Annotated in this window: 22 protein-coding genes; 7 read left to right on the top strand and 15 right to left on the bottom strand. The window is 61.5% G+C overall.

Features of this window, described 5'->3' with window-relative positions:
- Positions 1-48 precede the first annotated feature (48 nt).
- The gene (locus tag C4J94_RS13760; protein ID WP_124386669.1) at positions 49-426 is read left to right on the top strand and encodes a response regulator; all 378 of its coding nucleotides are present in this window, start codon (positions 49-51) and stop codon (positions 424-426) included.
- 145 nt (positions 427-571) lie between these two features.
- Here the strand turns inward: C4J94_RS13760 and C4J94_RS13755 are convergent, their stop codons facing one another.
- From C4J94_RS13755 to C4J94_RS13745, 3 genes are all read right to left on the bottom strand, one after another.
- Positions 572-2,242 (bottom strand): response regulator, encoded by a 1,671-nt coding sequence (locus C4J94_RS13755; RefSeq protein ID WP_124386668.1) that lies wholly within the window; start codon positions 2,240-2,242, stop codon positions 572-574.
- Complete coding sequence (locus C4J94_RS13750) at positions 2,239-3,741, bottom strand: ATPase domain-containing protein (protein ID WP_124386667.1); 1,503 nt, start codon at positions 3,739-3,741, stop codon at positions 2,239-2,241. The genes C4J94_RS13755 and C4J94_RS13750 overlap by 4 nt, the downstream gene beginning before the upstream one ends.
- 141 nt (positions 3,742-3,882) lie before the next feature.
- Complete coding sequence (locus tag C4J94_RS13745; protein WP_124386666.1) at positions 3,883-4,941, bottom strand: HEAT repeat domain-containing protein; 1,059 nt, start codon at positions 4,939-4,941, stop codon at positions 3,883-3,885.
- 203 nt (positions 4,942-5,144) lie between these two features.
- On the opposite strand from C4J94_RS13745, the gene C4J94_RS13740 reads away from it, so the two are divergent.
- From C4J94_RS13740 to C4J94_RS13720, 5 genes are read left to right on the top strand one after another with little or no spacing between them, the layout of a single operon-like run.
- Complete coding sequence (locus tag C4J94_RS13740; protein WP_124386665.1) at positions 5,145-6,794, top strand: AMP-binding protein; 1,650 nt, start codon at positions 5,145-5,147, stop codon at positions 6,792-6,794.
- A gap of 21 nt (positions 6,795-6,815) precedes the next feature.
- On the top strand, positions 6,816-7,583 hold the full coding sequence (locus tag C4J94_RS13735) for an SDR family NAD(P)-dependent oxidoreductase (RefSeq protein WP_124386664.1): 768 nt from the start codon (positions 6,816-6,818) through the stop codon (positions 7,581-7,583).
- A gap of 11 nt (positions 7,584-7,594) precedes the next feature.
- Entirely contained in the window at positions 7,595-8,779 is a 1,185-nt protein-coding gene (locus C4J94_RS13730) for an acetyl-CoA C-acyltransferase (protein WP_124386663.1), read from the top strand.
- Between the two features lie 9 nt (positions 8,780-8,788).
- Entirely contained in the window at positions 8,789-9,916 is a 1,128-nt protein-coding gene (locus C4J94_RS13725; RefSeq protein WP_124386662.1) for an acyl-CoA dehydrogenase, read from the top strand.
- Positions 9,917-9,927: 11 nt separating this feature from the next.
- Positions 9,928-10,701 carry an enoyl-CoA hydratase gene (locus C4J94_RS13720; protein ID WP_124386661.1) on the top strand — a complete coding sequence of 258 codons (774 nt, stop codon included), beginning with the start codon at positions 9,928-9,930 and terminating at the stop codon, positions 10,699-10,701.
- A gap of 320 nt (positions 10,702-11,021) precedes the next feature.
- Here the strand turns inward: C4J94_RS13720 and C4J94_RS13715 are convergent, their stop codons facing one another.
- From C4J94_RS13715 to arnC, 12 genes are all read right to left on the bottom strand, one after another.
- Entirely contained in the window at positions 11,022-12,173 is a 1,152-nt protein-coding gene (locus C4J94_RS13715; protein WP_124386660.1) for an acyl-CoA dehydrogenase family protein, read from the bottom strand.
- Positions 12,174-12,176: 3 nt separating this feature from the next.
- Complete coding sequence (locus C4J94_RS13710; protein WP_124386659.1) at positions 12,177-13,280, bottom strand: enoyl-CoA hydratase/isomerase family protein; 1,104 nt, start codon at positions 13,278-13,280, stop codon at positions 12,177-12,179.
- 131 nt (positions 13,281-13,411) lie between these two features.
- Entirely contained in the window at positions 13,412-14,119 is a 708-nt protein-coding gene (locus tag C4J94_RS13705; RefSeq protein WP_124386658.1) for an HPP family protein, read from the bottom strand.
- Positions 14,120-14,284: 165 nt separating this feature from the next.
- Positions 14,285-14,500 carry a type VI secretion system contractile sheath small subunit gene (locus C4J94_RS13700; RefSeq protein ID WP_372240829.1) on the bottom strand — a complete coding sequence of 72 codons (216 nt, stop codon included), beginning with the start codon at positions 14,498-14,500 and terminating at the stop codon, positions 14,285-14,287.
- A gap of 243 nt (positions 14,501-14,743) precedes the next feature.
- A complete protein-coding gene (locus C4J94_RS13695) occupies positions 14,744-16,366 on the bottom strand; it encodes a glycosyltransferase family 39 protein (RefSeq protein ID WP_124386657.1) in 1,623 nt (540 codons plus the stop codon).
- A gap of 3 nt (positions 16,367-16,369) precedes the next feature.
- Entirely contained in the window at positions 16,370-17,749 is a 1,380-nt protein-coding gene (locus C4J94_RS13690) for a UDP-glucose/GDP-mannose dehydrogenase family protein (RefSeq protein WP_124386656.1), read from the bottom strand.
- On the bottom strand, positions 17,746-18,159 hold the full coding sequence (gene arnF / locus C4J94_RS13685; protein ID WP_124386655.1) for a 4-amino-4-deoxy-L-arabinose-phosphoundecaprenol flippase subunit ArnF: 414 nt from the start codon (positions 18,157-18,159) through the stop codon (positions 17,746-17,748). The genes C4J94_RS13690 and arnF overlap by 4 nt, the downstream gene beginning before the upstream one ends.
- Positions 18,156-18,503, bottom strand: a complete 348-nt coding sequence (arnE, locus tag C4J94_RS13680) for a 4-amino-4-deoxy-L-arabinose-phosphoundecaprenol flippase subunit ArnE (RefSeq protein WP_124386654.1) — start codon at positions 18,501-18,503, stop codon at positions 18,156-18,158. The genes arnF and arnE overlap by 4 nt, the downstream gene beginning before the upstream one ends.
- Positions 18,500-20,155, bottom strand: coding sequence for a lipid IV(A) 4-amino-4-deoxy-L-arabinosyltransferase (gene arnT, locus C4J94_RS13675; RefSeq protein ID WP_124386653.1), 1,656 nt, complete (start codon positions 20,153-20,155; stop codon positions 18,500-18,502). Before arnT ends, arnE begins: the two co-directional genes overlap by 4 nt.
- Positions 20,152-21,036 (bottom strand): 4-deoxy-4-formamido-L-arabinose-phosphoundecaprenol deformylase, encoded by an 885-nt coding sequence (arnD, locus tag C4J94_RS13670; protein ID WP_124386652.1) that lies wholly within the window; start codon positions 21,034-21,036, stop codon positions 20,152-20,154. The genes arnT and arnD overlap by 4 nt, the downstream gene beginning before the upstream one ends.
- On the bottom strand, positions 21,036-23,027 hold the full coding sequence (gene arnA / locus C4J94_RS13665) for a bifunctional UDP-4-amino-4-deoxy-L-arabinose formyltransferase/UDP-glucuronic acid oxidase ArnA (protein WP_124386651.1): 1,992 nt from the start codon (positions 23,025-23,027) through the stop codon (positions 21,036-21,038). Before arnA ends, arnD begins: the two co-directional genes overlap by 1 nt.
- Positions 23,024-24,058: an undecaprenyl-phosphate 4-deoxy-4-formamido-L-arabinose transferase gene (arnC, locus tag C4J94_RS13660; protein ID WP_124386650.1), complete on the bottom strand. Its 1,035-nt coding sequence runs from the start codon at positions 24,056-24,058 to the stop codon at positions 23,024-23,026. Before arnC ends, arnA begins: the two co-directional genes overlap by 4 nt.
- 412 nt (positions 24,059-24,470) lie before the next feature.
- On the opposite strand from arnC, the gene C4J94_RS13655 reads away from it, so the two are divergent.
- Complete coding sequence (locus tag C4J94_RS13655; RefSeq protein ID WP_124386649.1) at positions 24,471-25,283, top strand: M949_RS01915 family surface polysaccharide biosynthesis protein; 813 nt, start codon at positions 24,471-24,473, stop codon at positions 25,281-25,283.
- Positions 25,284-25,378 lie beyond the last annotated feature (95 nt).

Raw genomic sequence — 25,378 nt, 5'->3', positions numbered from 1 at the left:
GTGACCCGATGGTCGTAACACCAGCAATTGACCGGACAAAGGCTTCCCATGAGTGAAGATGCGCAAGATGTCGTACTGATCGTCGAAGACGACGAATCCATTATGTTTGTGCTGGGCGAATACCTGGCTGGCCTGGGCTATCGGGTGTTGAAAGCGATCAATGGCAAAGAAGCCTTTGAAATCCTCGCGAGCAAACCGCACCTGGACCTGATGGTCACCGATTATCGCCTGCCAGGCGGCATTTCCGGTGTGCAGATCGCTGAGCCTGCGCTCAAGGTGAGGCCGGAATTGAAGGTGATCTTTATCAGCGGCTACCCGCAGGAAATTCTCGACTGCAACAGCCCGATCACGCGCAATGCGCCGATCCTGGCCAAGCCGTTCGATCTTGACAGTTTGCAGGAGCACATCCAACGGTTGCTGGCCTGATACGTTACAGGCATGGCTCTCACTTCGTGTTCACGCCCAGCAGCACCTTGAGTGCCAATGTACAACGGCTGGCCCCTGAGCGAGGAGCTAGCCTGCGTGCAATGAACCAAGGCAAGGAACGCCTTCGTTCATCTGAGTAACAGCATCAGGAACCCACCATCTCGCGCACTTTCGCCGTCAATAAATCAAAGGTGAAAGGCTTGGTGATCAACTGCATGCCAGGCTCCAGGAAACCACCCCGCACGGCTGCGTGTTCGGCATAGCCGGTAATGAATAACACCTTGAGGTCCGGGCGTATCTGGCGACCGATCTCCGCCAGTTGCCGGCCGTTCATACCGGGCAAGCCCACATCGCTGATCATCAGGTCGATGCGCTGCTCGGATTCGATAATCGGTACGGCGGTGTCGGCATCGCCCGCCTCGACGAAGGCATAGCCCAACTCTGTCAGCACGGCACTGACCAGCACCCGCACCGCCGGGTCGTCCTCCACGATCAGTACGGTTTCTCCGTCATTGGCGAACGGCAATTGGGCGGGGTTAACGGCTTCAGCCGCGACCATTTCCCCGATAAACCGCGGCAGGAACAGACTCACGGTGGTGCCCTTGTCGACAATGCTATGGATGGTGACATGCCCGCGGGATTGGCGGGCAAACCCGTAGATCATCGAAAGCCCCAGGCCTGTACCCTGGCCGATGGGCTTGGTGGTGAAGAAAGGGTCGAATACGCGGCCCAGCAGATGCTCGGGAATACCGCAACCGGTATCGCTGACGCTCAGCTCGACGTAGTCGCCTGGTATCAGGGTGCCGTAGGCGGCGGTAAATACGGTGTCGAGGTGACGATTGCTGGTCTCCACGATAAGGCGGCCGCCTCCAGGCATCGCATCCCGCGCGTTGATCACCAAGTTGAGGAGGGCGCTTTCCAGTTGGTTGGGGTCAGCTTCGGCGGTCCAGAGGGAATCGGTCAGGCGCATGTCCAGGGTGATACTTTCATTGATACTGCGCTGCAGCAGCTCGCCCATGGATACCACCAAGCGGTTGATCTCGACGGGTTTGGGGTCCAGGGATTGACGCCGGGAAAACGCCAGCAGGCGATGCGTGAGCCCGGCGGCGCGGTTGGCCGAGGTGACGCCCAGGTCGATCAGGCTGTCCAGATCGTCCAGCCTGCCCCGCGCAACACGTCTGCGCAGCAGTTCCAGGCTGCCGATGATCCCGGTCAGCATATTGTTGAAGTCATGGGCGATGCCGCCGGTCAACTGGCCGACAGCTTCCATTTTCTGTGACTGGCGCAGGGCCTCTTCATTACTGCGCAATTGCGCGGTACGTTCTTCCACTTGCTGCTCGAGGGTTTCCAGGGTGCGTTGCAGACGCAGTTCGCTGGCACTCAGATCGATCAGGCGGTCGCGTGCATCGTACTGCCGTCGTCGTCCACGCAGGGCGGTACTGACCAGGCTGATCAGGGTCACGGGATGAAAGGGGCGCTCAAGGAAGGTGACGTTACCTAACAGCCCGCTCAGGTGCGACGAGCCATTTTGCTCGCTACCACCGTGGTGGGTCATCAGCACGATGGGCAAGTCGGACCAGGCCGGTTGTTGGTGCAAATACTCCAGCAAAGGCTCCATGTCCACGCCGCGCAACGCTTCAGCCGCAATGATGAGCACGCCGGCGCCCTCGTGCAACGCTTCGCACAAGTGGGTGAGGCTACCGGCAACCACGCCATGGTAGCCGGCCTCATTGAGCATCATCAGCGCCAACGAGCTGTCGCGGCCCAACGGCGCAAGAATGATGGCCCGTTCATTGACTGGGGAGAGCAGCGTCACACTTCCTCTTCCTTGAGCAGAGGCGAGCCGGCGCCCATGTAGATTGGAATGCCGCGCAGCACGCCCTGGAAATTATCCAGGGGTTCGCCAACGGTCATGCCGCGACTGCTGATGCGGTACTCGCGGATCGTCGACTCATGGGTGCCGGTGCGTTTCTTGATGATCGAAATGGCCCGCCGTACCTTGCCCAGCGCTTCGAAATAGCGCAGCAGAATCACGGTATCGGCCAGGTAGGTGATGTCCACGGGGGTCTGCATATCGCCGACCAGGCCATGCTGGGCGACGGTCATGAACGTCGCGGCGCCACGCCGGTTGAGATACAGCAGCAGTTCGTGCATATGCAGGATCAGCGCGTTCTCTTCCGGCATCGCCGCCTGGTAGCCGTTAATGCTGTCGATGACCACGGTTTTGATGCCGCCTTCGTCCACGCAACGCCGTACCCGGTGCGAAAATTCGCCAGGAGACAGCTCGGCCGCGTCGACCTGTTCGATCAACAGGTTGCCGGTGGCTTGCATTGCAGCCAGGTCGATGCCCATGTTCTTCATGCGCTCGAACAGCAGGCCCATCTCTTCATCGAAGATGAACAGCGCAGCTTTTTCGCCTCGCTCTACGGCGGCGGCGGCGAAGATCATTGAAATCAGCGATTTGCCGGTACCCGCCGGGCCAAGGATCAGGCTGCTGGAGCCGGTTTCGACGCCGCCGCCCATCAGGGCATCGAGTTCGGGGATGCCGCTGCTCATGGTCTGGCGCGTATAACCGCCGCGATGTTCGGCGGCCACCAGGCGAGGGAACACGTGGACACCGTCTGCCATGATGGTGAAATCGTGGAAGCCACCCCGGTACTTCTGGCCGCGGTACTTCACTACACGCACACGGCGGCGTTCGGCACCGTAGTTGGGCGTCAGTTCTTCCAGGCGGATCACGCCGTGGGCCACGCTGTGCACGGTTTTGTCGAGGGATTCGGTGGTCAGGTCGTCAAGCAGCAGCACCGTGGCGTCATACCGCACGAAGTAGTGCTTGATCGCCAGGATCTGCCGGCGATAGCGCAGCGAGCTCTGCGCCAGCAGGCGGATTTCCGACAGGCTGTCGACCACTACCCGGGTCGGCTTGACCCGTTCCACCACTTCGAAGATCTGCCGCGTGGCTTCGCCCAACTCCAGGTCGGAGGAATACAGCAGGCTCTGCTGGTGCTCTGCGTTGAGCAGGCTTTCCGGCGGGGTCAGCTCAAAGATATGGATGTTGTCGTCCAAGTCCCAACCATGAGACGTGGCGCCTTGGCGCAGTTCATGTTCGGTCTCGGACAAGGTGATATACAGCGATTTTTCACCGCTTTTCGCTCCCGCCTGCAAGAAGTGCAGGGCGACGGTAGTTTTACCCGTACCCGGCTCGCCTTCGAGAAGGAACAAATGGCTGCGCGATAGCCCCCCGGAAAGAATGTCGTCAAGACCATCGATGCCAGTGGCTGCCTTTTCACTTAAAAGCGAATTAGATGTAGACAAGAAGTGCCCTCAGGTCACGTACAAGTTCAGTGCGCGCCGCTGGGCGCGCCATATTCACTTGACCATCTCGACCTGTGGCGGTTCAACGTTTTGGAGTATTTGTACGAAACCTGTCGACTTTTACAGGTTTTAGAAGCGTGGTTATAAACCCTGTTGCAGCGCCGGATCGTCCGGGTTCTGTTGCTCAAGTTGTGCCAGCAGCACTTGGACGTTCTGCAATTGGCCGCTCTCTTTCCAGTAATTGACCAGCAGCACGCGCGCCTTCCGATTGGCTGGGTGGCGCTGGACGATTTCTTCCAATTGCCGCTGGGCGGCTTCGAGTTCGTCCTGATCGTGCAGCGTGGTGGCCAGGTCGAAGCGGTAATCCTGATTGTCCGGCTCAAGCTCCACCGCCTTGGACAGGCCGAGCAGGGCATAGGCGCGCTCGCCATGGTGCAGCAGCCACATGCCCAGGGCGTGTTGCAGGTAGGCCGATTCCGGATGCGCCGCCAATTGCTGCGCCAGCAGTTGGCGCGATTCGTCGGTCTTGCCCTGTTTATCCAGCAGCTCGATCTGCGCCACTACCGCCTGCAGGTTGTCCGGTTGCAGGCGCATGGCCTGCTGCAGTGCATGTTGCGCATCCGGCAACAGGGCGCTATGGATATCCAGGCGCGCCAATTGAATCCAGCCTTCGGCGGTCTCGGGCTGGGCCTTGAGGGTTTTCGCGAATTCGTCGAGCACTTGTTGCAGCGGGCCGAAGTACAGGCCCAGGGTGTCCGGCGACAGGCCGAGCAAAGCATTGGCGGCAGCAAAGCGCACCTCCTGCTCGGGATCATCCAGCACCGGGCCCAGCAGCAAGGTGCGCTGGCCGGTAGGCACCAGGCCGACAATGCTGTGGATCGCCGCTTCACGCACCAAGGGCGACTCATCGGCCAGGTCTTTGTCTGCCAGTTTCAACGCCTGGGGGCTGGGGTAGTTAGGCAGCTCGGCATGCAGCGCAGCACGCCGCTCGGGTGAAAGGTCCGGCCGCCCCAATTGCTGATACAACACTCGCGCCGCGCCCGGCTCCCCGTTGCGCGCCTGCTTCAAGGCCTTTGAATAACCGTGGGCAATCGCCGGGGGCACGGCTACTGGCGTTGCGCGGGAAAAAAACCAGGTGATCAATAGGATCGACAGCAGGGCGCACAGGCCGATGATGGAGTAACGGCGTGACTTTGACATGCGGGTGTCCGAAGGCAGGGTACGGGTACAAAGTCTCAAGCTTCGGCCAGTGCAGGGCCAGTGTCAAACCGGATTGGCCAAACCAGTCAGCCATATTGGCGGCTTAGACCATTGCTGGCGACAGGGCTCCAGAGCGACTATTTGAGCGCGATTGACCTCCTGAAAAGTGTCCTTAAAACAAAAACACACAAGGAACTGAAGCGATGCGTGATTATTTGGCCGTTACCACCGAGTTCGATTACCAGCACACCGTCGAGGCCACCCTGGCCGGCAACCTGCAGGCGCTCAACGCGTGCGTGGAATGCTGTGATCGCTACGCATTGCCTGGGCGTATCGCGCTGTTCTGGGAGGGCAAGGATGGTCGCAGCGCCACAGCCACCTTTACCGACTTGCAGGACCAGGCGTCACGTTTCGCCAACTTCCTGCTGGCCCAGGGCGTCAAGCGCGGTGATAAGGTCGCCGGGCTGTTGCCGCGTACGGCCGAACTGCTGGTGGTGGTTTTAGCCACCTGGCGTATCGGCGCGGTCTATCAACCGTTGTTTACTGCGTTCGGGCCCAAGGCCATCGAGCATCGCCTGAACAGCTCCGGTGCCGCGCTGGTCGTCACCGATGCCGTGAACCGGCCCAAGCTCGCCGAGGTGGAGGGCTGCCCGACCATCGTGACGGTCAGCGGGGCCAAGGGCGAAGGCCTGGTGCGCGGCGATTTCAGCTTCTGGGCCGAACTGCCCAACTACTCGAACGTCTGCGAGCCGGTGCTGCTGGGGGGCGACGAGCCGTTCCTGCTGATGTTCACCTCGGGCACCACCGGGCCATCCAAAGCCCTGTCGGTACCGCTCAAGGCGATTGTTGCGTTCCAGAGCTATACCCGCGACGCGGTGGACCTGCGCCCGGAAGACGCATTCTGGAACGTGGCCGATCCGGGCTGGGCCTACGGGATCTATTTCGGCGTGACCGGGCCGCTGTCCATGGGGCATCCGATCACCTTCTACGACGGCCCCTTTACCCTGGAAAGTACCTGCCGGGTCATCAATAAATACGGCATCACCAACCTGACCGGCTCTCCCACGGCCTATCGCTTGTTGATTGCCGGTGGCGAGCAGTTTGCCCGCTCGATCAAGGGCAGGCTGCGCATCGTCAGCAGCGCCGGCGAGCCGTTGAACCCCGAGGTAATTCGCTGGTTTGCCGACAACCTCGGCGTGACCATTCACGATCACTACGGGCAGACCGAACTGGGCATGGTGCTGTGCAACCACCATGGCCTGGGGCATCCAGTGCACGTCGGCTCGGCGGGGTTCGCTTCGCCCGGGCATCGCATCGTGGTACTGGACGACAATCACCAGGAGTTGCCGGCCGGTCAGCCTGGCATCCTCGCCATTGACCGCGAGCAGTCGCCGATGTGCTGGTTCGCGGGGTATGACGGCGTGAAAACCAAAGCCTTTGTCGGCAAGTACTACCTCAGTGGCGACACCGTGGAGCTCAACCCGGACGGCAGCATCAGTTTTGTCGGGCGCAGTGATGACGTGATTACCACCTCCGGCTACCGCGTGGGCCCGTTCGACGTGGAAAGTGCCCTGGTCGAACACCCGGCGGTGGTCGAAGCCGCTGTGGTCGGCAAGCCCTGCCCGGAGCGCACCGAACTGGTGAAAGCCTTTGTGGTGATCAATGAGCAATACCGTGCGACCCCGGAACTGGCCGAAGAGTTGCGCCTGCATGTGCGCAAGCGTCTGGCAGCCCATGCGTACCCGCGGGAAATCGAATTCGTCAGCGACTTGCCCAAGACCCCCAGCGGCAAGCTGCAACGCTTTATTTTGCGTAATCAGGAAATCGCCAAGGCCCAGGCGGCCGTGGCGTGACCCGTTCAAAAGGAAACAGTGATGCAGATTGAAAACAAGGTATTCCTCATCAGCGGCGGCGCTTCGGGCCTCGGTGCAGCCACCGCCGACATGCTGGTCGCGGCGGGCGCCAAGGTCATGCTGGTGGACCTCAACGCCGAGGCCGTTGCCGCAAAAGCCACGCAGCTGGGCGACAACGCCCGCAGCGCCGTGGCCGATATCAGCCAGGAAGCGGCTGCCGAAGCGGCGGTGCAAGCCACCGTTGCTGCCTTTGGCGGTTTGCATGGGTTGGTCAACTGTGCCGGCGTGGTGCGAGGCGAGAAAATCCTCGGCAAAAACGGCCCGCATGCCCTGGCCAGCTTCGCCCAGGTGATCAACGTCAACCTGATCGGCAGCTTCAACCTGTTGCGCCTGGCTGCTGCGGCTATCGCTGAAACCGAAGCGAATGCCGAGGGTGAACGCGGTGTGATCATCAATACCGCCTCGGTGGCGGCGTTTGACGGGCAGATCGGCCAGGCTGCGTACGCCGCATCCAAGGGCGCGATTGCCAGCCTCACGTTGCCGGCCGCCCGTGAACTGGCGCGTTTTGGTATCCGGGTGATGACCATCGCCCCGGGCATTTTCGAAACCCCGATGATGGCCGGCATGACCCCTGAAGTACGCGAATCCCTCGCCGCTGGCGTGCCGTTCCCGCCACGCCTGGGCAAACCCGCCGAATATGCGGCGCTGGTGCGGCACATCATTGAAAACAGCATGCTCAATGGCGAGGTGATCCGGCTTGACGGCGCCTTGCGCATGGCGGCCAAGTAAGGAGGAATTTCATGAACGATCCTATTGTTATCGTCAGCGCCGTGCGCACGCCCATGGGCGGGTTCCAGGGCGACCTCAAGGGCCTGACCGCGCCGCAACTGGGCGCCGCCGCGATCCGTGCGGCGGTCGAGCGGGCCGGTATCGCCACCGACGCCGTGGATGAGGTGCTGTTTGGCTGTGTGCTGCCCGCGGGCCTCGGCCAGGCGCCGGCTCGCCAGGCCGCGCTAGGCGCCGGGCTAGATAAGTCGACTCGCTGCACCACCCTCAACAAGATGTGCGGCTCCGGCATGGAGGCGACGATTCTGGCGCACGATGCGTTGCGCGCCGGCAGCGTCGACGTGGTGATCGCCGGCGGCATGGAAAGCATGTCCAATGCGCCGTACCTGCTCGACCGCGCCCGCAGCGGCTATCGCATGGGCCACGGCAAGGTGCTCGACCATATGTTCCTCGACGGCCTGGAAGACGCTTACGACAAAGGCCGCCTGATGGGTACCTTTGCCGAGGACTGCGCTGAGCACAACGGTTTTACCCGGCAAGCCCAGGACGATTTTGCGATTGCCTCCCTGACGCGCGCCCAGGAAGCCATCACCCACGGCAGTTTTGCCGCCGAGATTGTCCCGGTACAGGTCACCGTCGGCAAAGAGCAAAAAACTATCCTGCATGACGAACAGCCGCCCAAGGCCCGGCTGGACAAGATCGCGAGCCTGAAACCAGCGTTCCGCGAAGGCGGCACGGTAACCGCAGCCAACTCCAGCTCGATCTCCGATGGCGCCGCGGCGCTGCTGTTGATGCGTGAGTCCGAGGCGCGGCAGCGCGGCCTCAAGCCCCTGGCGGTGATTCATGGGCATGCGGCGTTTGCCGATGAGCCGGGGCTGTTTCCGGTGGCACCTGTCGGGGCGATCCGCAAGCTGATGAGCAAAACCGGCTGGAACCTGGAGCAGGTCGACCTGTTCGAGATCAACGAAGCCTTCGCGGTGGTCAGCCTGGTTACCATGAGCAAGTTGGAGATTCCCCACAGCAAGGTCAACGTGCACGGCGGCGCCTGTGCCCTGGGCCACCCGATCGGCGCCTCGGGGGCGCGCATCCTGGTGACCCTGCTCTCGGCGCTGCGCCAGAAAGGCCTGAAGCGTGGCGTCGCCGCGATCTGTATCGGCGGTGGTGAAGCCACGGCCATGGCCGTTGAATGCCTGTATTAAGGACTGACCATGCTGCCTAATGACGAACACCTGCAAATCAGCGACGCGGCCCGGCAGTTTGCCCAGGAACGTTTGAAACCGTTCGCCGCCGAATGGGACCGCGAGCATCGCTTTCCCAGAGAAGCCATCGGTGAGATGGCCGAACTGGGCTTTTTCGGCATGCTCGTGCCGGAACAATGGGGCGGCTGCGACACGGGTTACCTGGCCTACGCCATGGCCCTGGAAGAAATTGCTGCCGGCGACGGGGCATGCTCCACCATCATGAGCGTGCACAACTCGGTGGGTTGCGTGCCGATCCTCAAGTTCGGCAATGACCAGCAGAAGGAACAATTCCTCGAGCCGCTGGCCAGCGGGGCCATGCTCGGCGCCTTTGCGCTGACCGAGCCCCAGGCCGGTTCCGATGCCAGCAGCCTTAAAACCCGTGCGCGCCTTGAGGGTGACCATTACGTGCTCAACGGCTGCAAACAATTCATCACCTCCGGGCAAAACGCCGGCGTGGTGATTGTGTTTGCGGTCACTGACCCGACGGCGGGCAAGCGCGGCATCAGTGCGTTTATCGTTCCCACCGATTCACCGGGCTATACCGTGGCGCGGGTCGAGGACAAGCTGGGGCAGCACGCCTCGGATACCTGTCAGATCCTGTTTGAAGACGTGAAGGTGCCGCTCGCCAACCGTCTGGGCGAGGAGGGCGAGGGCTACCGGATCGCCCTGGCCAACCTTGAAGGCGGGCGCGTGGGCATTGCCGCGCAATCGGTGGGCATGGCCCGCGCCGCGTTTGAAGCGGCCCGCGACTACGCCCGCGAGCGGGAAAGCTTCGGCAAGGCCCTGATCGAACACCAGGCCGTGGCCTTTCGCCTGGCGGACATGGCCACGCAAATTGCCGTGGCCCGGCAAATGGTCCATTACGCGGCCGCCCTGCGCGACAGCGGCAAACCGGCGCTGGTCGAGGCCTCCATGGCCAAGCTGTTCGCGTCGGAAATGGCCGAGAAAGTCTGCTCGGCCGCCTTGCAAACCCTGGGCGGTTACGGTTACCTGAGCGACTTCCCGTTGGAGCGGATCTACCGCGATGTGCGGGTCTGCCAGATTTACGAAGGCACCAGCGATATCCAGCGCATGGTCATCTCACGCAATCTTTAAGGAGCCGATACATGAGTTACGAAACCATTTTGCTCGAAGTCCAAGGCCGCGTCGGGCTGATTACCCTCAACCGCCCGCAGGCGCTGAACGCCTTGAACGCCCAACTGGTCAGCGAGTTGAACCAGGCGCTGGACGGCCTGGAAGCCAACCCGCAGATCGGTTGCATCGTGCTGACCGGCTCGAAGAAAGCCTTCGCCGCCGGTGCCGACATCAAGGAAATGGCCGATCTGACCTACCCGCAGATCTACCTGGACGACCTGTTCAGCGACAGCGACCGCGTGGCCAACCGCCGCAAGCCGATCATTGCGGCAGTCAACGGCTTTGCCCTCGGTGGCGGCTGCGAACTGGCCTTGATGTGCGATTTTATCCTGGCCGGTGACAGCGCCAGGTTCGGTCAGCCGGAAGTCAACCTGGGCGTATTGCCAGGCATGGGCGGCACTCAGCGCCTTACCCGTGCGGTAGGCAAGGCCAAGGCCATGGAAATGTGCCTGACCGGGCGCTTTATCGACGCGGTAGAAGCAGAACGTTGCGGGATCGTCGCGCGTATCGTGCCGGCGGACGAACTGCTGGACGAAGCGTTGAAAGTGGCCACCCTGATCGCCAGTAAATCGGTACCGATCAGCATGATGGTCAAGGAAAGCGTGAACCGCGCGTTCGAAGTGAGCCTGTCCGAAGGCGTGCGTTTTGAACGTCGTGTGTTCCATGCAGCGTTCGCGACCCAGGATCAGAAGGAAGGCATGGCCGCGTTCGTGGCCAAGCGGGCACCGGAGTTCAAGGACAAGTAAGCAGGTCCTTCACAACACTGAGATCCAAATGTGGGAGGGGGCTTGCCCCCGATGGCGGTGTGACAGTCGACAGAAATATTGACTGATCTACCGCCATCGGGGGCAAGCCCCCTCCCACAGTTACTTATGGTGTGTCAGTTAGAGCGGGCAATGCTTCAACCAGTTGGATCAGCAGGTCGGCCTCTAGCACCAACCGCACTGAAGTTCCAAATGTGGGAGGGGGCTTGCCCCCGATAGCGGTGTGACAGTCGACAGAAATATTGACTGATCCAGCGCCATCGGGGGCAAGCCCCCTCCCACAGTTACTGACGGTGTGTCAGTCAGAGCTGGTAGTGCTTCAGCTCCCTGGCAATCACCATTCGCTGGATCTCGCTAGTGCCCTCGTAAATCTGGGTGATCCGGGCATCCCGGTAGTAACGCTCCACCGGATAGTCTTCCAGGTAGCCATACCCACCATGTATCTGCATCGCCTTCGAGCAGACCTTTTCGGCCATTTCCGAGGCAAACAGCTTGGCCTGGGACGCTTCCGACAGGCACGGCTTGCCGGCGCTGCGCAGGCGGGCGGCGTGCAGGATCAGCAGGCGCGCCGCGTTCAGCTGGGTTTGCATATCGGCCAGCAGGTTAGCCACGCTCTGGTGTTCGATGATGGCTTTGTCAAACTGCACCCGGTCACGGGCATAGGCCAACGCCGCTTCAAAGGCGGCCCGGGCGATGCCAAGGGCCTGGGCGGCGATACCGATACGCCCGCCCTCCAGGTTGGACAGCGCGATGGCCAGGCCTTTGCCGCGCTCGCCCAGCAGGTTGGCTTCGGGCACCGTGCATTGGTTGAACGTCACGGCGCAGGTGTCGGAGGCCCGAATGCCCATTTTGTGTTCGGTGCGGTCGACCACGAAGCCCTGCGTATCCGTGGGTACCAGGAATGCCGAAATGCCTTTCTTGCCCAGCTCCGGGTCGGTCACCGCGAACACAATGGCCAACTGCGCGCGCTTGCCATTGCTGACAAACTGCTTGGCGCCGTTGATCACCCACTGGCCGTCTTGCAGTTCGGCACGGGTGCGCAGGTTATGAGCTTCGGAACCGGCCTGGGGCTCGGTCAGGCAAAAGCAGCCGATGGCCTGGCCGCTGGCAAGCGCGCCCAGCCAGGTGTGTTTCTGCGCTTCTGTGCCGTAGTTGAGGATCGGGCCGCAACCCACTGAATTGTGGATACTCATCAGTGCGCCCGTGGCGCCGTCGCCAGCGGAAATTTCCTCTACGGCCAGGGCATAGGCCACGTAGTCAACGTAAGTGCCGCCCCATTCTTCCGGCACCACCATGCCAAGCAGGCCCAGTTCGCCCATTTTGGCCACCAGCGCGTCGTCGATCCAGCCGGCCTTTTCCCAGGCTTGGGCATGGGGCGCGATTTCGCCACGGGCAAAATCACGGGCCATGTCGCGGATCATTACTTGTTCTTCTGTGTATTCAAGATCTTGCATGGCTTAGTTCTCAATCTGCGCGAAGTCGCGAAAAAAGCTTTCGACATGGTCGGCGTCCAGTCTCTGCAGAGTGGGTGGGTTCCACTGCGGGTTCTTGTCTTTATCGATGATCAGCGCGCGAACCCCTTCGATCAGGTCTCCGCGGGCAAACCATTGGCGGTCCAGGTGCAGCTCCAGGGCAAAGCATTGTTCAAGCGGCAGGTGGCGACCACGGCGCAGCATGTGCAGGGTGACGGCCATGGCCAGGGGCGAGCGGGTCTGCATCAGGTTGGCGGTGGTCAGTGCCCATTCGTGGCTGTCGGCGACGGTGACCTGCTGCAGTTGCTCGACAATGCTCGGTACGTCCGGGAGGGCGAAGAAATGGTCGATGGCCGGGCGCAAGGCCGCCAGCGGGGCATCGGGCAATTGCTGTACGGCCAGCTTGGCGAGCACACCTTGCAGGTCCTTGAGGGGAGAATCGCCCCATGACAGGCTATCAAGCTTGTGCGCAAGTTCTGTCAGCTTGGCGCTGTCGAGGTACCAATCCGCCAGACCGCAGTAGAGGGCATCCGCCGCGCGGATCTGCACCCCGGTGACGCCAAGGTAAATCCCCAATTCCCCAGGGATACGCGGCAGGAAATAGCTGCCGCCCACGTCCGGAAAATACCCGATGGCCACTTCCGGCATCGCCAGTCGACTGCGCTCGGTGACCACACGCAGGTCGGCGCCTTGTACCAGGCCCATGCCGCCGCCAAGCACGAAGCCGTCCATCAAGGCCAGGACCGGCTTAGGGTAATGGTGAATGGCCAGGTCAAGGGCATATTCCTCGACGAAGAAGTCTTCATGCAGGGTGTGGCCACCCTTGAAACTGTCGTACAGGGAACGAATATCGCCGCCTGCACAGAAGGCCTTGTCGCCGGCACCGCGCAGCACAACGGCGTAGACCTGCGGATCATCGGCCCAGGCCTGTAGCTGCGCGGTCATCGAGCGCACCATGTCCAGCGTGATGGCATTCAAACCGGCGGGCCGATTGAGGGTGAGGTGACCGATGTGGTTACGCACCTCACTCAGTATTTCTTGCTGCTGAATATCGGCGTGGCTTGCTTCGGAGGACACCTGAGCAGTCATCACTAACTCCCTGCTTTTATTGTTCTTTATCAAGATGTTCGCGCACGAACCATCGCGTGATCGTACCAGTGCAAATTTGCCGCATACAACCCGGAAACCTGCAGGTCGTTGTTGCATTTATGCAGAGTAGGTCAAACCACGCGGCTGGCCAGGACCTCACCGATACTGCGACGCCGCGCGTGGCCTTCGGCGGCATGAATCAATTGCTCCAGTGCCGTGGGCTCGACGTCGAAGAACTGCTCCATGTCGGCCAATGCCAGCTTGAGGTCGGCGGCGGTGATGGCTGGATCGGTTACGGGCGCAGCGCCGATCACGACCGGCGTCGGCTCGGCCAACCCCTTGGGATAACGGGTGCGGGTGGCGTTGTTATAAGCCAAGGCGCTGGTCAGCAGCACGCCGGCACCCAGCATGACCGGGGCCAGCGCGTGCCAGCCGAGGGCAATGGAGGCGGGATCGGCCAGTACCAGCGTCATGGCCAGGCCACCGGCCGGTGGGTGCAGGCAGCGTAGCCAGCAGATCAGCACCACCGTCATGCCCGCCGCCAGGCAAGCGCTGCCCAGGGTGCGCCCCAACACCCGCGCCACGAGCAATGCCACTACGCCGGCGCACAGGTAACTGCCGATAATCGACCACGGCTGTGCCAGTGCTCCCGACGATACCGCGAACAGCAGCACCGCCGAAGCTCCCAGCGGGCCAAGCAGATGGAGGGCGACTTCCATGCCAAACACCTGGGCACACACCCAGACGCTGAGCATTGTGCCTAACGCCATGCCGATAGCGGCGCGGCTCCATTCAGTGGGGCGGGTATTGATGGCAGCGGGTAACCAGCGAGCGAGCATTGAAAAGCGGTCCTTAAACGGGAGACGAAAAAAAAGGCCTGCCTGGTTGCCCGGAAAAGCCCTCTGAAGATTCCAACATTGGGGGAAGGAACGCGTGCAGTGTGCCAACTGGTTTGGAACAACACCAATGCATATTAATGAAGTTTGAATGCAGATTTTATGTATTCAAGCCGACGGAATATGCCCGGCGCTATGGGGGGCCGGGGTGCTGAGCTTGCCCAGTACAAGCGTGTCGACCTCTTCGTTGATCAGGCGTTTTTGCAGGTTCTCCTGCATGCCTGGCTCCTCGGCCAGCGGGCCCTTCAGCGCCACCAGTGCATCGCGCAGCCCCATCAACCGATCAAGTCTTGGCACCGCCACAGGTAATCCATTCTCTGGCACGGCATTGCCCTCCTTGTTGTTATGCAGGGTCGCTGACCGAAACTGGCCCAGACAGAACCTGATGTGGGTGGTAAATAATTAATGCAGTTGGCAACGAGTCTACAGTTGGGTTCCAGGCGTCGGAAGGCAAAGTGCACTGGTCCTTACGCAAAGTACTGTAGGTGTTTTCTCGATGATTATGATGAAAAACGCCCACGGGATTATGCGTGGGCGCTTTTTCGTACAGGGCAGCTGGAAACACATTCAAGGAGGTGGAATTTTCTCCAAATGCAGCAACACGTACGGGTTCTTGTCGAACGCTCCAGTGAGCGTCGGCGTGAGCGAACGCAAGCGTGGGTCAGTCAGGTTCTCGAAATCTGCCTGGCTCATCACCAGCCAGGCCGGCGCCTGTATAGGCTGGAGTTCGGCGGGTAACTGGGTAAACAGCGGGACCTTGTCACAATCGAAGTTGACCATGAACTTGATGGCTTTCGCGTCTTTGCCCAAGGCGTGCAGTACCAGCGGCGCCGGTTGTTGCTGGGTCTGGGCCTTGACTGCGAGGGTAAAGGTGCGCGTGTCGTAAAGGCTGCGCTCCAGGGGTTCGACCACCATGATGTAAGTCGTCCAGACCGCCACCACCGCAGCGAATGCCGGACCAACCCAGCGCAGTCGAGCGCTGAACAGTGCCAGTACCGCCAGCACTTGGAGCAGCGTCAATACGCCGAAGATCACCCCGAGATCGGCCAGCGGTTCCGGGTAGCGTCGCCGCGCAACGATCAGCCCGACCACCAGCAGCGTGGGCAACAGCGTCCACACCACCAGCATCAGACCGCGCAGCAGGCCGAATAGACGACCCTGGGCCACCTGAAACGGATACGCAGCGATGATTGCGGCCATCGGCAGCATCGGCAGGATATACCGCGCCTTTTTCGCTTGGGGCACCGACAGGCCAAGCATCACCAGTACCGCCGCCGCCGCGCAATACAGCACCAGCTTCAATGCCGGATCGGGCGCTCGGCGGCCGCCGCTGATCACGGCCAGCAGCACCAGAAGCGCTACTGGATAGGCCAGCGCATAGTTGCCGAGGGAGCTGGTGAAGTAATACAGCACGCCGCCAGAGCCTTCGCTGCCATCCATGCGCCCGAGAAACTGCATGCGGATCACGTCCTGCATGAAGTCTTCGCCACCGCTGAGCTTGGCCAGCAGCAACAGCAGGCCGATACACGCCGCCAGCAAGGCCAGCGCCAGCAGCCCGAAGCTGAACAACTGGCGCCATTGACGGTTGATCAGGTAATAGCTGCACAGCACCCCGGTAGGAATCACCAGGCCAATCGGCCCGCGAATCGCAAACCCGAGGATTAACAGCGCAAACACCCAGTGCATCCGCTTGGCCGCAGCAAAGTGTTCATGGGCATAAGCCAGGTAAAACACCGCCAGGGTCACGGCCGCGAGCATCTGGTCCAGGGAGACGGCGCGGGTTTCGCTGATAAAGGTGCTGCTGAGCAACAGCATTGCAATGCTCAGCAAGCCCCAGCGTGGGGAATAGGGCGCGGTAAGTCGATACACCAGCACCACGATGGACGCCGAAGCGATAGCGGTGGGCAGCCAGGCCGTGAGGCTGTTGACCTGGCCAAATGGCAGAGACAACAGCCAGGTCAGCAGGGTCGAGGTGGCCAGGTAGTCGGCATACGGCTGGCCGTAGGTGGTGGGAAAGAAACTCGGCCCGTGGCGCAGCATTTCCTGGGCAAACAGCACGAAGCGCGAGTCGAAGCCGATAATTGCCTGGTGCCAGTTACCGGTGATAAACAGCAGCAGAGCCAAAAGCCCCAAACCCAGTGACTGTCGACGGATCGTTGGGCTGAGCAGGGGCGGGTGAGCCTTGTTCACTGATCAGCCTGCCTTGGCCTGCGGCACCCAGTTTTGCTGGGGGATCGGCAACTCGCAGGAATCGCCACGGCCGATCGGGAAATATTTGAAGCCTTTGCGCGTCAGGCGCTCGCCGTCGTACAGGTTGCGACCGTCGAAGATCACCGGAGTTTTCAGGCGCTGGTGGATCAGGTCGAAATCCGGTGCCTTGAATTGCTGCCACTCGGTGCAGACGATCAGCGCGTCGGCACCGCCCAGGGTGGACTCCGGCGTGCCCATCAGCATCAAGCGTGGGTCGTCGCCGTAGATGCGCTGGGTTTCCTGCATGGCTTCGGGGTCGAACGCACGTACGTTCGCGCCGGCGGCCCACAATGCCTCCATCAGCACGCGGCTCGGTGCGTCGCGCATGTCGTCGGTGTTGGGCTTGAACGCCAGGCCCCACAAGGCGAAGGTCTTGCCGCGCAGGTCACCCCTGAAGAACGCGTTGATGCGCTCGAACAGCTTGCTTTTCTGCCGCTGGTTGATGGCTTCCACGGCTTCCAGAAGGTCGCTGGAGCAGTTGGCCTGCTTGGCGCTGTGGATGAGCGCGCGCATGTCCTTGGGGAAGCACGAGCCGCCGTAGCCGCAACCTGGATAAATGAAGTGATAGCCGATGCGCGAGTCGGCACCAATCCCCAGGCGGACGGCTTCGATGTCGGCACCCAGGTGTTCGGCCAGCTCGGCGATCTGGTTGATGAAGCTGATCTTGGTGGCGAGCATGCAGTTGGCGGCGTACTTGGTCAGCTCGGCGCTGCGCACGTCCATGAAGATGATGCGGTCATGGTTGCGGTTGAACGGGGCGTACAGGTCGCGCATCACTTCACGCACTTCTTCGCGCTCGCAGCCGATGATGATGCGGTCCGGGCGGCGGCAGTCGGTTACAGCCGAGCCTTCCTTGAGGAATTCCGGGTTGGAGACGATATCGAATTGCAGTTCACGGCCCGCTGCGTGCAGCTTTTTCTGCATGTGATCGCGCAGGGTGTCGCCGGTGCCCACAGGCACGGTGGATTTTTCCACCAGGATCACCGGCGCCACGCGATGGCGGGCTACCGCATCACCCACCGACAGCACGTATTTGAGATCGGCCGAACCGTCTTCGTCCGACGGTGTGCCCACTGCAATGAACAGCACTTCACCATGTTCGACGGCGAGTTTTTCGTCATAGGTGAAACGCAGGCGCCCGCTTTCCAGGTTTTCCTTGACCATGGCCGCCAGGCCCGGCTCGAAGATCGTCACGTGGCCCTTTTGCAGCGACTCGACCTTGTGTCGGTCAACGTCCATGCAAATAACATCGTGACCGACTTCGGCTAATACGGTGGCCTGTACCAGGCCGACGTAACCACTACCAAATACACTGATTTTCATGGGGTATTCCTGGGACTTGAGGTGCTAGCACGACGAGAGTTGATAACCAGTACGCCGAGGATGACCAAGGCCACCCCCAGGGTTTTTGAGAACGAAAAATGTTCGTTGAAGACCGGCAGGCAGGCCGCCAGCAGGTACACCAGCGCGTAGCTGATGCTGAGCAGCGAGTAAGCGCGCCCAAGGGGCAAGTGCTTCAGCGCGCCGAGCCAGCAGAGCATCGACAGTGCGTAGGCGAGGATCGCCAAGCTCACCACGCCCAGCGCGCTCAGGTCGATGCTGCCGGCACTCACGGCGCTCAGCCATTCATTCGGCAACGGCAGGCGCGTCATGCTCCAGCGCATGCCCAACTGGGCGGCGCTGACCAGGCCGACGCTGCCCAGGGCCAGGGCGAAACCGCGCATCCGGCTCATACCTGGCGCCCCAACAGCACAACGCCAGCAATCACCAGCGCCACGCCCAGCCAGTGACGGCCATCGATGTGTTCAGCAAACACGAAGCGCGCCACCAGCGTGACCAATACGAAGTTCAGGCTGAGCATGGGGTAGGCAATGCCCACTTCCAGGCGCTGCAGCACCAGCAGCCATACCAGCAAGCCGAGGCCCAGGCACACCAGCGCTGACCATAACCACGGTGAGCGCAGTTTCAGCGCCCAGCAGCCGGGCAACTCGCGCCAGCTTTCCACGGCGAACTTCTGCGAGACTTGCCCCATGCACGTGAGCAAGCAGGCCGTGAGCAATAGAAGCAGGGTGATCATTGCGCGACCTGCGGGAAAATCAGGATCACGATATTGCCTTGGGCGTACCGCTTGCCATCCGGGGGCAGCAGGGCGAGTTCTTCCTTCTCGCCCTGGCTATTGACCCGCAGCACTACGCCTACGGCGCCGCTGCGGCGGGTTTCTGCCATCCAGGCCTGGATACCATTGCGGTCGACCAGACGCTGGGTGGTATCGGCATACGCCAGGCCGTATTTCACCTCGCCAGAGGTGTTGTACAGCGTGATGTCGGGCCGTTTCAGGCGCCATGACAGCGCTGCGGATGCGCCCAGGTCGTTGCTCAGCAACGCGACGGAGGGCTTGAGTTCCTCGGCATGATCGATGATGAACTGATCCGGGGTTTTGTTATAAACCACTGAATGAGGCAGCGCGGCGGGCACCAGGGCAACCAGCAAGCCGCTGCCGATCATCGGTGCGGCCCAGGCTTTCAACGGGCGCAGCGCCGGCAGCAGGTTGGCCAGGATCCAGCCGAACAGACAGGTCAATAGCAGCACCAGGCTAAGGGTTTCTTCGCCGGGTTCGTACACCGGTTTCTTCAACTGGAACCAGATAAGTGCCACCAGGGCGAGCACGCCGATCACCAGGTTCAGCCAACCGTTGATGCGCAGCACGCGGCCACGCCCTTGAGCGAGCTTGTCACTCAGGGTCGAACCCATCAGCAAGGCCAGAGGCAGCAGGCACGGCATGATGTAGGAGGGCAGCTTGCCTTTGGCCAGGCTGAAAAACGCCAGGGGCATCAGTAACCACAGCAGCAGGAACCCGCTCTTCGGCAGGCGTCTGTCCAGCCACGCCTGCTTCAGGCTGGACGGCAGCAGCGCAACCCAGGGCAGCGCGAATGCCACCAGCAACGGCAGGTAATACCAGAACGGTTCGGCGTGCTGGGCATCCTCACCGGCAAAGCGCTGGATATGCTCATGCCAGAAGAAGAAGTGCCAGTAATCCGGCTCCTGCAGGTGGACCGCCAACGCCCATGGCAGGCTGACGAGGATCGCCACAGCCACAGCCACCGGGCCGAACTTGAACAATTCAACCGAACGTTTCTGCCAGAGGGCGTAGGGCAGGGCGATCAGCACCGGCAGCAACCAGGCCAGAAAGCCCTTGGTCATGAACCCCATGCCACAGGCCAGGCCCAGCAGGGCCCAGGACCACAACCGCGCACGGCGTGTATTGCTGTCGAAGCAGAACCACAAGGCGACGCCGGTCAAGTTGACCCAGAAGGTAAATTGCGGGTCCAGGTTGGCGTAGCCGCCGAGCATCGCCACGCTGACGAAACTCATGTACAGCACGCTGCTGACCAGGCTTTTCTGCGGGTCGTTCCACAGCCTGCGGGACATCAGGTATACCAGCAGGATGCTCAAGCCGGTGCTCAAGGCCGACGCAAAGCGCACGCCGAACAGGTTCTGGCCGAAGATCGCCTGGCCCAGCGCGATCATCCAGTAGCCCGCTGCCGGTTTTTCGAAGTAGCGAATGCCCATGAAGTGCGGCGAGGCCCACTTGCCGGTCAGCAGCATCTCCTGGCTGATTTGTGCGTAGCGGGTTTCATCGGGAATCCACAGGCCGTGGGTCGCCAGCGGTAACAGGTAAAACACGCCGAACGCCAACAGGAGCAGGGGCAATGCCCAGCGCCGGATCATGCCTGCTGCACTCCGAGCCAACCCTCGCGGCCGCTCAACGCGCCGCGCACCAGCTGTTGCTGGGGCAGGGTGGTCACATCGGCGGGCAGCAGCTTGCCCAACGGGGTGAAATCGATGCCGCGCTGCCCTGCCTGGGCGAGCAACTGGCGAAAATCATTGGCCATCAGAATCCCTTCTACTTCTGCGTGGATGGTGTAGACGTTCAGCTTCGACGCGTTGAACCGGTCAAGGATGAAGGTGTTGAAGTCTTTGGCAGCCACTACCGGCCCGACGACTTCGTCGAAGGTCGGCAGGTCTACCGGAATTTGTGGGGTCCCCGCGCTGCCATCGGCCAGGGTCGGTCGAAACAGGCTGGTGCCCCGGCAATCGCTGTTGTAGCGAAAGTTGAAGGCTTGCTTGGCTTGCACCACGCGTTCATCGGCGCGCCAGCCGGCCGCCGCTGAACAGTCGATACGCTCACCGAGGATGTCGCTCAAGGTGTCTACGCCGCGACGGATCTGCTCGACCAGCTGTGCGTCACTCCAACGCCCGGTGTTGGCCTGCCAGCCGTGGTGATCCCACGCGTGCAGGCCCACTTCATGCCCGGCAGCCTTGGCCTGGCGCATCAAATGCCCCAGGTCGCGGCCAATCGGCTTGCCCGGCCAGGCGGTGCCGGCCAGCAGGATGTCCCAGCCATACAGGCCGGCGGCGTTGGAGCGCAGCATTTTCCACAGGAACTGCGGGCGGATCAGGCGCCACAGGTGGCGCCCCATGTTGTCCGGCCCGACGCTGAAGAAGAACGTCGCTTTGATCCCGGCTTCGTCCAGGGACTCGAGCAGCCGCGGCACACCTTCACGGGTGCCACGGTAGGTGTCGACGTCGATGCGCAGGCCTGCCTTCATTACTTTTTGTCCGCGATTTCAAGCATCGCTTCACGCAGGAAGAAATCCAGCGTGTTGCCGATGGTCTCGCTCATCTGCACGCTCGGCTCCCAGTTCAGCAGGCGCTTGGCGTTTTCGATACTCGGCTTGCGGTGTGCCACGTCCTGGTAACCGGTGCCGTAGAAGGCCTTGCTTTCCACGTCGCGGAAACCGGCGAACGGCGGGAAGTTGCCGCGCAGCGGGTGAGCTTCGAACTGACGCAGCAGCTCTTCGCCCAACTGACGGATGCTGGCTTCGTTTTCCGGGTTGCCGATGTTGATGATCTGGCCGTCACAGACGCCCTTGTCGTTATCGATGATGCGCGCCAGGGCTTCGATGCCGTCGGCGATGTCAGTGAAGCAACGCTTCTGCTCGCCACCGTCGAACAAGCGGATTGGCGTGCCTTCCACCAGGTTCAGGATCAGCTGGGTGATTGCCCGGGAACTGCCGATGCGCGCCGAGTCCAGGCGGTCCAGGCGTGGCCCCATCCAGTTGAACGGGCGGAACAGGGTGAATTTCAGGCCCTTGTCGCCGTAGGCCCAGATCACGCGGTCGAGCAGCTGCTTGGAGACCGAGTAGATCCAGCGTTGCTTGTTGACCGGGCCCACCACCAGGTTGGAGGTGTCTTCGTCGAAGTACTGGTCCTGGCACATGCCGTAGACTTCGGAGGTGGATGGGAAGATCACGCGCTTGTTGTACTTGACGCAGTAGCGCACCAGCTTGAGGTTTTCTTCGAAGTCCAGCTCGAACACGCGCAGCGGGTTGCGGGTGTATTCGATTGGCGTGGCGATGGCCACCAGCGGCAGCACCACGTCGCATTTCTTGATGTGGTACTCGATCCACTCGGTGTGGATGCTGATATCGCCTTCCACGTAGTGGAAGTTAGGGTGGCTGCGCAGACGCTCGATGGCGTCGGAGCCGATATCCAGGCCGTAGACTTCATAGCGGTCGTCGCGCAACAGGCGCTCGGACAGGTGGTTACCGATAAAGCCGTTCACCCCCAGGATCAGCACGCGGGTACGGCGCGGCTTGCGGCCCGACTCGGCGCCGCGCAGCACGGAGCCGTCCACCAGGCCCAGTTCATCGGCCAGGGAGGGACCGGCCAGGTACAGGCCGTTGTCGTTGCGCTGGCCGAACTTGACCACCAGCGAGTCTTCACCACACGCGATGCGCAGCGGGTTGACGCTGATCACGCGGCCAGGCGCCAGGCCTTCGTTGCCCTTGACCACGTCGGCCTGCCAAACGATGAGCTTGTGCTCGCCCACGGCGCAAAAGGCGCCCGGGTAGGGCTGAGTCACGGCACGCACCAGGTTGAACAGCTCTTCTGCGGGCTTTTTCCAGTCGATCTTGCCATCGGCGGCGGTGCGGCGGCCGAAGCAGGTGGCCTGGCTTTCATCCTGGGCTACTTCAGCCAGTTTGCCCTGGGCCAGTTGCGGCAGGGCGTCGCGCAGCAGGTGGCTGGCGGCCTCACGCAGTTTGGCGTGCAGGCTCAGGCCGGTGTCGCTGCGCTCGATGCTGACTGTGTGCTGGGCCAGGATCGCGCCGGCATCAGCACGCTTGACCATGCGGTGCAGGGTCACGCCGGTTTCGGTTTCACCGTTGACCAGCACCCAGTTGGCCGGGGCGCGGCCACGGTATTTGGGCAGCAGCGAACCGTGCAGGTTGTAGGCACCTTGGCGGGCCAGGGCCAGCAAAGGTTCGCTCAGCAGGTTGCGGTAGTAGAACGAGAAGATGAAATCCGGGTTCAGCTTGGCGATGCGCTCGACCCACAGCGGGTGGTTGGCGTCTTCCGGGGCGTGCACCGGGATGCCGTTGCGGGCGCACAGTTGGGCGACGGAGCCGTAGAAGTTGTTTTCCTTGGGGTCATCGGCATGGGTGAACACGGCGGCAATGTCGTAGCCGGCCGCGAGCAGGGCTTCAATACCTGCACAGCCAATATCGTGGTAGGCGAATACAACGGCTTTTGAACTCATGACTGAACCTGATCGGAAGAGGAAGTAGACGAATGGGAAGAGGCCAGGCCATCAACGATGACCACGGGAGCCGGTGCTGTCGGTTGGTTGCGCAGCACTTTTTCAATGAAGAAACGCGGGCGGGCGCGCACATCGCTGTACATGCGCCCCAGGTATTCACCGAGCAGGCCCATGCCAATGAACTGGCCGCCGGTAAATACGAACAGCACCGCAAACAGTACGAACAGGCCGTCGCCCGCCCAATCGGCACCGAAGGCCAGGCGCATGACGATCAGCGCAAAAGCAAACAGCACACCCAGCGCCGCGAGGCTGAAGCCGACGATGGACAACAGGCGCAACGGCGTGGTGGTCATGCACGTGAGCAGGTCGAACATCAGGCTGACCAGGCGCATGGCGCTGTATTTGGACTCGCCGTGCTCACGCTCAGCGTGGTGCACCAGGATTTCCGTGGTGTGACGGGCAAAACCGTTGGCCAGGATCGGAATGAAGGTGCTGCGCTCGCGGCAGGCCAGCATCGCGTCGACGATGGTGCGGCGGTAGGCGCGCAGCATGCAGCCGTAATCGGTCATGGCCACGCCGGTGGAGCGTTGCACGGCGAGGTTGATCAGGCGTGAAGGCCAGCGGCGGAATGCCGAATCCTGGCGGTTGTTACGCACCGTGGCGACCACGTCGTAGCCCAGGGCGGCTTGTTCCACCAGGCGCGGGATTTCTTCGGGCGGGTTTTGCAGGTCGGCATCGAGGGTGATGACGACTTCGCCACGGCACTGCTCGAAACCCGCCATGATCGCGGCGTGCTGGCCATAATTGCGGTTGAGGATCACCGCCACCACGTTGCTGCCGTCTTCAGCGGCGGCGTCTTCCAGCAATTGCGCCGAATTGTCACGGCTACCATCGTCCACCAGGATGATTTCGTAGTCGTAAGCCAGCTGTTTGCAAGCTGCCGTGGTGCGGCGCAACAGTTCAGGCAGGCTTTCTTGTTCGTTGTAGACCGGGATAACGATCGATACGCAATGAATAGGGTAGGGTTTCAAAGATTCATGACCTCGGGCTGGAGCAACTTGGAGCGCGAAAACAGCAGCGATTATTGGGCAAAACCACTGCCCGCACATTACAAAGCAGCGCTAAAGATGAAATGTAATCAACAGGTTAGTCGATAAACCAAGGATTGCTCTGAAGTGTTGGGTACAAGGTTAAGCGCAAAAATGTTCAACGAATATGAAAGGCGGATGAAAAACTCGTTTATTTGACAGGCAGACAGCTAGGGTTCAGCTAGGTGGCCAAGGTGTTAAACACGGTGATTTTCAGCGAGATAGGAGCAGGCCGCGAGGTGTTCGGGCTAGTTGAACAAGGCAGGCGATGGCTGCGCTGCATCTATTCAACAATCTTCTCTGCATTGCCCTTCAAGTGCCGGTAAAGTAAGCCATCTCTTGCCAGGGTACTCGGATGAATAGCGTGCAGCTTTTACGCGGCCAGTTGCGGCCGGTGTTGATGGGATTGTTGGTCTGCGTTGCGTGTGTGGCAACGGTGCGAGCCGACGAGGGCGTGGCCCTGGCCAGCATTGATCAGGTACCCGATGGCGTCGAAGTACGTGGCAAGCAGATCGCCGCCTATACCTGGGACGACCGCCAAGGCAAGAACCTGCTGGTGCTGGCCGAACAGGTCAGCGAGCGCGACGACGATGGCACCCAGTCGGCCTTTGTCTACGCAGCCCAGTATTTGCTGGCAGGTGAGCATCCCAAGCGCGTGTGGATGCTCTACGACGACGTGCGGCACTGCGAATTCGACGCCGGGCTGCACTTCGACACGGCGGCCACCAAGGTCACTGACCTTCTGCGCGATGGCAATACCCAGGCGACGGTGGGCTACTCGCGCACCTGTACCAGCGATGTCAGCCCAAATGAATTCAAGCTGATCATGCATGTCGGCAAGTCCGAGAAGTATCGCCTGCGCGGCGTCGACCGTTACGGCGCAGCCTGGTGGGACGAGGATGCCGGTGCCCTGCGGGGCATGCCGTTGCCCACAGATTGCAGTGTGGCCGCGCAGCAGGCGCTGGTCAGCCAGTACAAGGAGCAGGGCACGGAGCTGCCGCTGCCAGGCTGCTACAGCGACGAGAAGGATTTTGCCAAGGCACCGGACAGCTACCTGACCTTCATGCGCCAGCACTGGTTTGCACTGATGCGTAAACAGGATGCTGATTGGAGCCAATCCCAGACCCAGCCCCAGCAGCCCACGGAAGAGGATGACGTGGCGCCGTGATTTGATGGCAGCGCCGAGACTTTGCTAGACTCGACGCTCGCCAATTCAATAAATATCGCGATTAATCAATAGATTGCTCGTGGTATTTAATCCAA

Origin of the sequence: Pseudomonas sp. R5-89-07 (genome assembly GCF_003851685.1) — a bacterium.
Lineage (GTDB): Bacteria > Pseudomonadota > Gammaproteobacteria > Pseudomonadales > Pseudomonadaceae > Aquipseudomonas.
This window is presented reverse-complemented; position numbering and strand designations above follow the sequence as displayed.

Bases quoted from the DNA above. Each gene is read 5' to 3' on its own strand.
- C4J94_RS13760 (WP_124386669.1), top strand. From the start codon at position 49: ATGAGTGAAGATGCGCAAGATGTCGTACTGATCGTCGAAGACGACGAA.
- C4J94_RS13745 (WP_124386666.1), bottom strand. From the start codon at position 4,941: ATGTCAAAGTCACGCCGTTACTCCATCATCGGCCTGTGCGCCCTGCTG.
- C4J94_RS13740 (WP_124386665.1), top strand. From the start codon at position 5,145: ATGCGTGATTATTTGGCCGTTACCACCGAGTTCGATTACCAGCACACC.
- C4J94_RS13735 (WP_124386664.1), top strand. From the start codon at position 6,816: ATGCAGATTGAAAACAAGGTATTCCTCATCAGCGGCGGCGCTTCGGGC.
- C4J94_RS13730 (WP_124386663.1), top strand. From the start codon at position 7,595: ATGAACGATCCTATTGTTATCGTCAGCGCCGTGCGCACGCCCATGGGC.
- C4J94_RS13725 (WP_124386662.1), top strand. From the start codon at position 8,789: ATGCTGCCTAATGACGAACACCTGCAAATCAGCGACGCGGCCCGGCAG.
- C4J94_RS13720 (WP_124386661.1), top strand. From the start codon at position 9,928: ATGAGTTACGAAACCATTTTGCTCGAAGTCCAAGGCCGCGTCGGGCTG.
- C4J94_RS13715 (WP_124386660.1), bottom strand. From the start codon at position 12,173: ATGCAAGATCTTGAATACACAGAAGAACAAGTAATGATCCGCGACATG.
- C4J94_RS13710 (WP_124386659.1), bottom strand. From the start codon at position 13,280: ATGACTGCTCAGGTGTCCTCCGAAGCAAGCCACGCCGATATTCAGCAG.
- C4J94_RS13705 (WP_124386658.1), bottom strand. From the start codon at position 14,119: ATGCTCGCTCGCTGGTTACCCGCTGCCATCAATACCCGCCCCACTGAA.
- C4J94_RS13690 (WP_124386656.1), bottom strand. From the start codon at position 17,749: ATGAAAATCAGTGTATTTGGTAGTGGTTACGTCGGCCTGGTACAGGCC.
- arnF (WP_124386655.1), bottom strand. From the start codon at position 18,159: ATGAGCCGGATGCGCGGTTTCGCCCTGGCCCTGGGCAGCGTCGGCCTG.
- arnE (WP_124386654.1), bottom strand. From the start codon at position 18,503: ATGATCACCCTGCTTCTATTGCTCACGGCCTGCTTGCTCACGTGCATG.
- arnT (WP_124386653.1), bottom strand. From the start codon at position 20,155: ATGATCCGGCGCTGGGCATTGCCCCTGCTCCTGTTGGCGTTCGGCGTG.
- arnD (WP_124386652.1), bottom strand. From the start codon at position 21,036: ATGAAGGCAGGCCTGCGCATCGACGTCGACACCTACCGTGGCACCCGT.
- arnA (WP_124386651.1), bottom strand. From the start codon at position 23,027: ATGAGTTCAAAAGCCGTTGTATTCGCCTACCACGATATTGGCTGTGCA.
- C4J94_RS13655 (WP_124386649.1), top strand. From the start codon at position 24,471: ATGAATAGCGTGCAGCTTTTACGCGGCCAGTTGCGGCCGGTGTTGATG.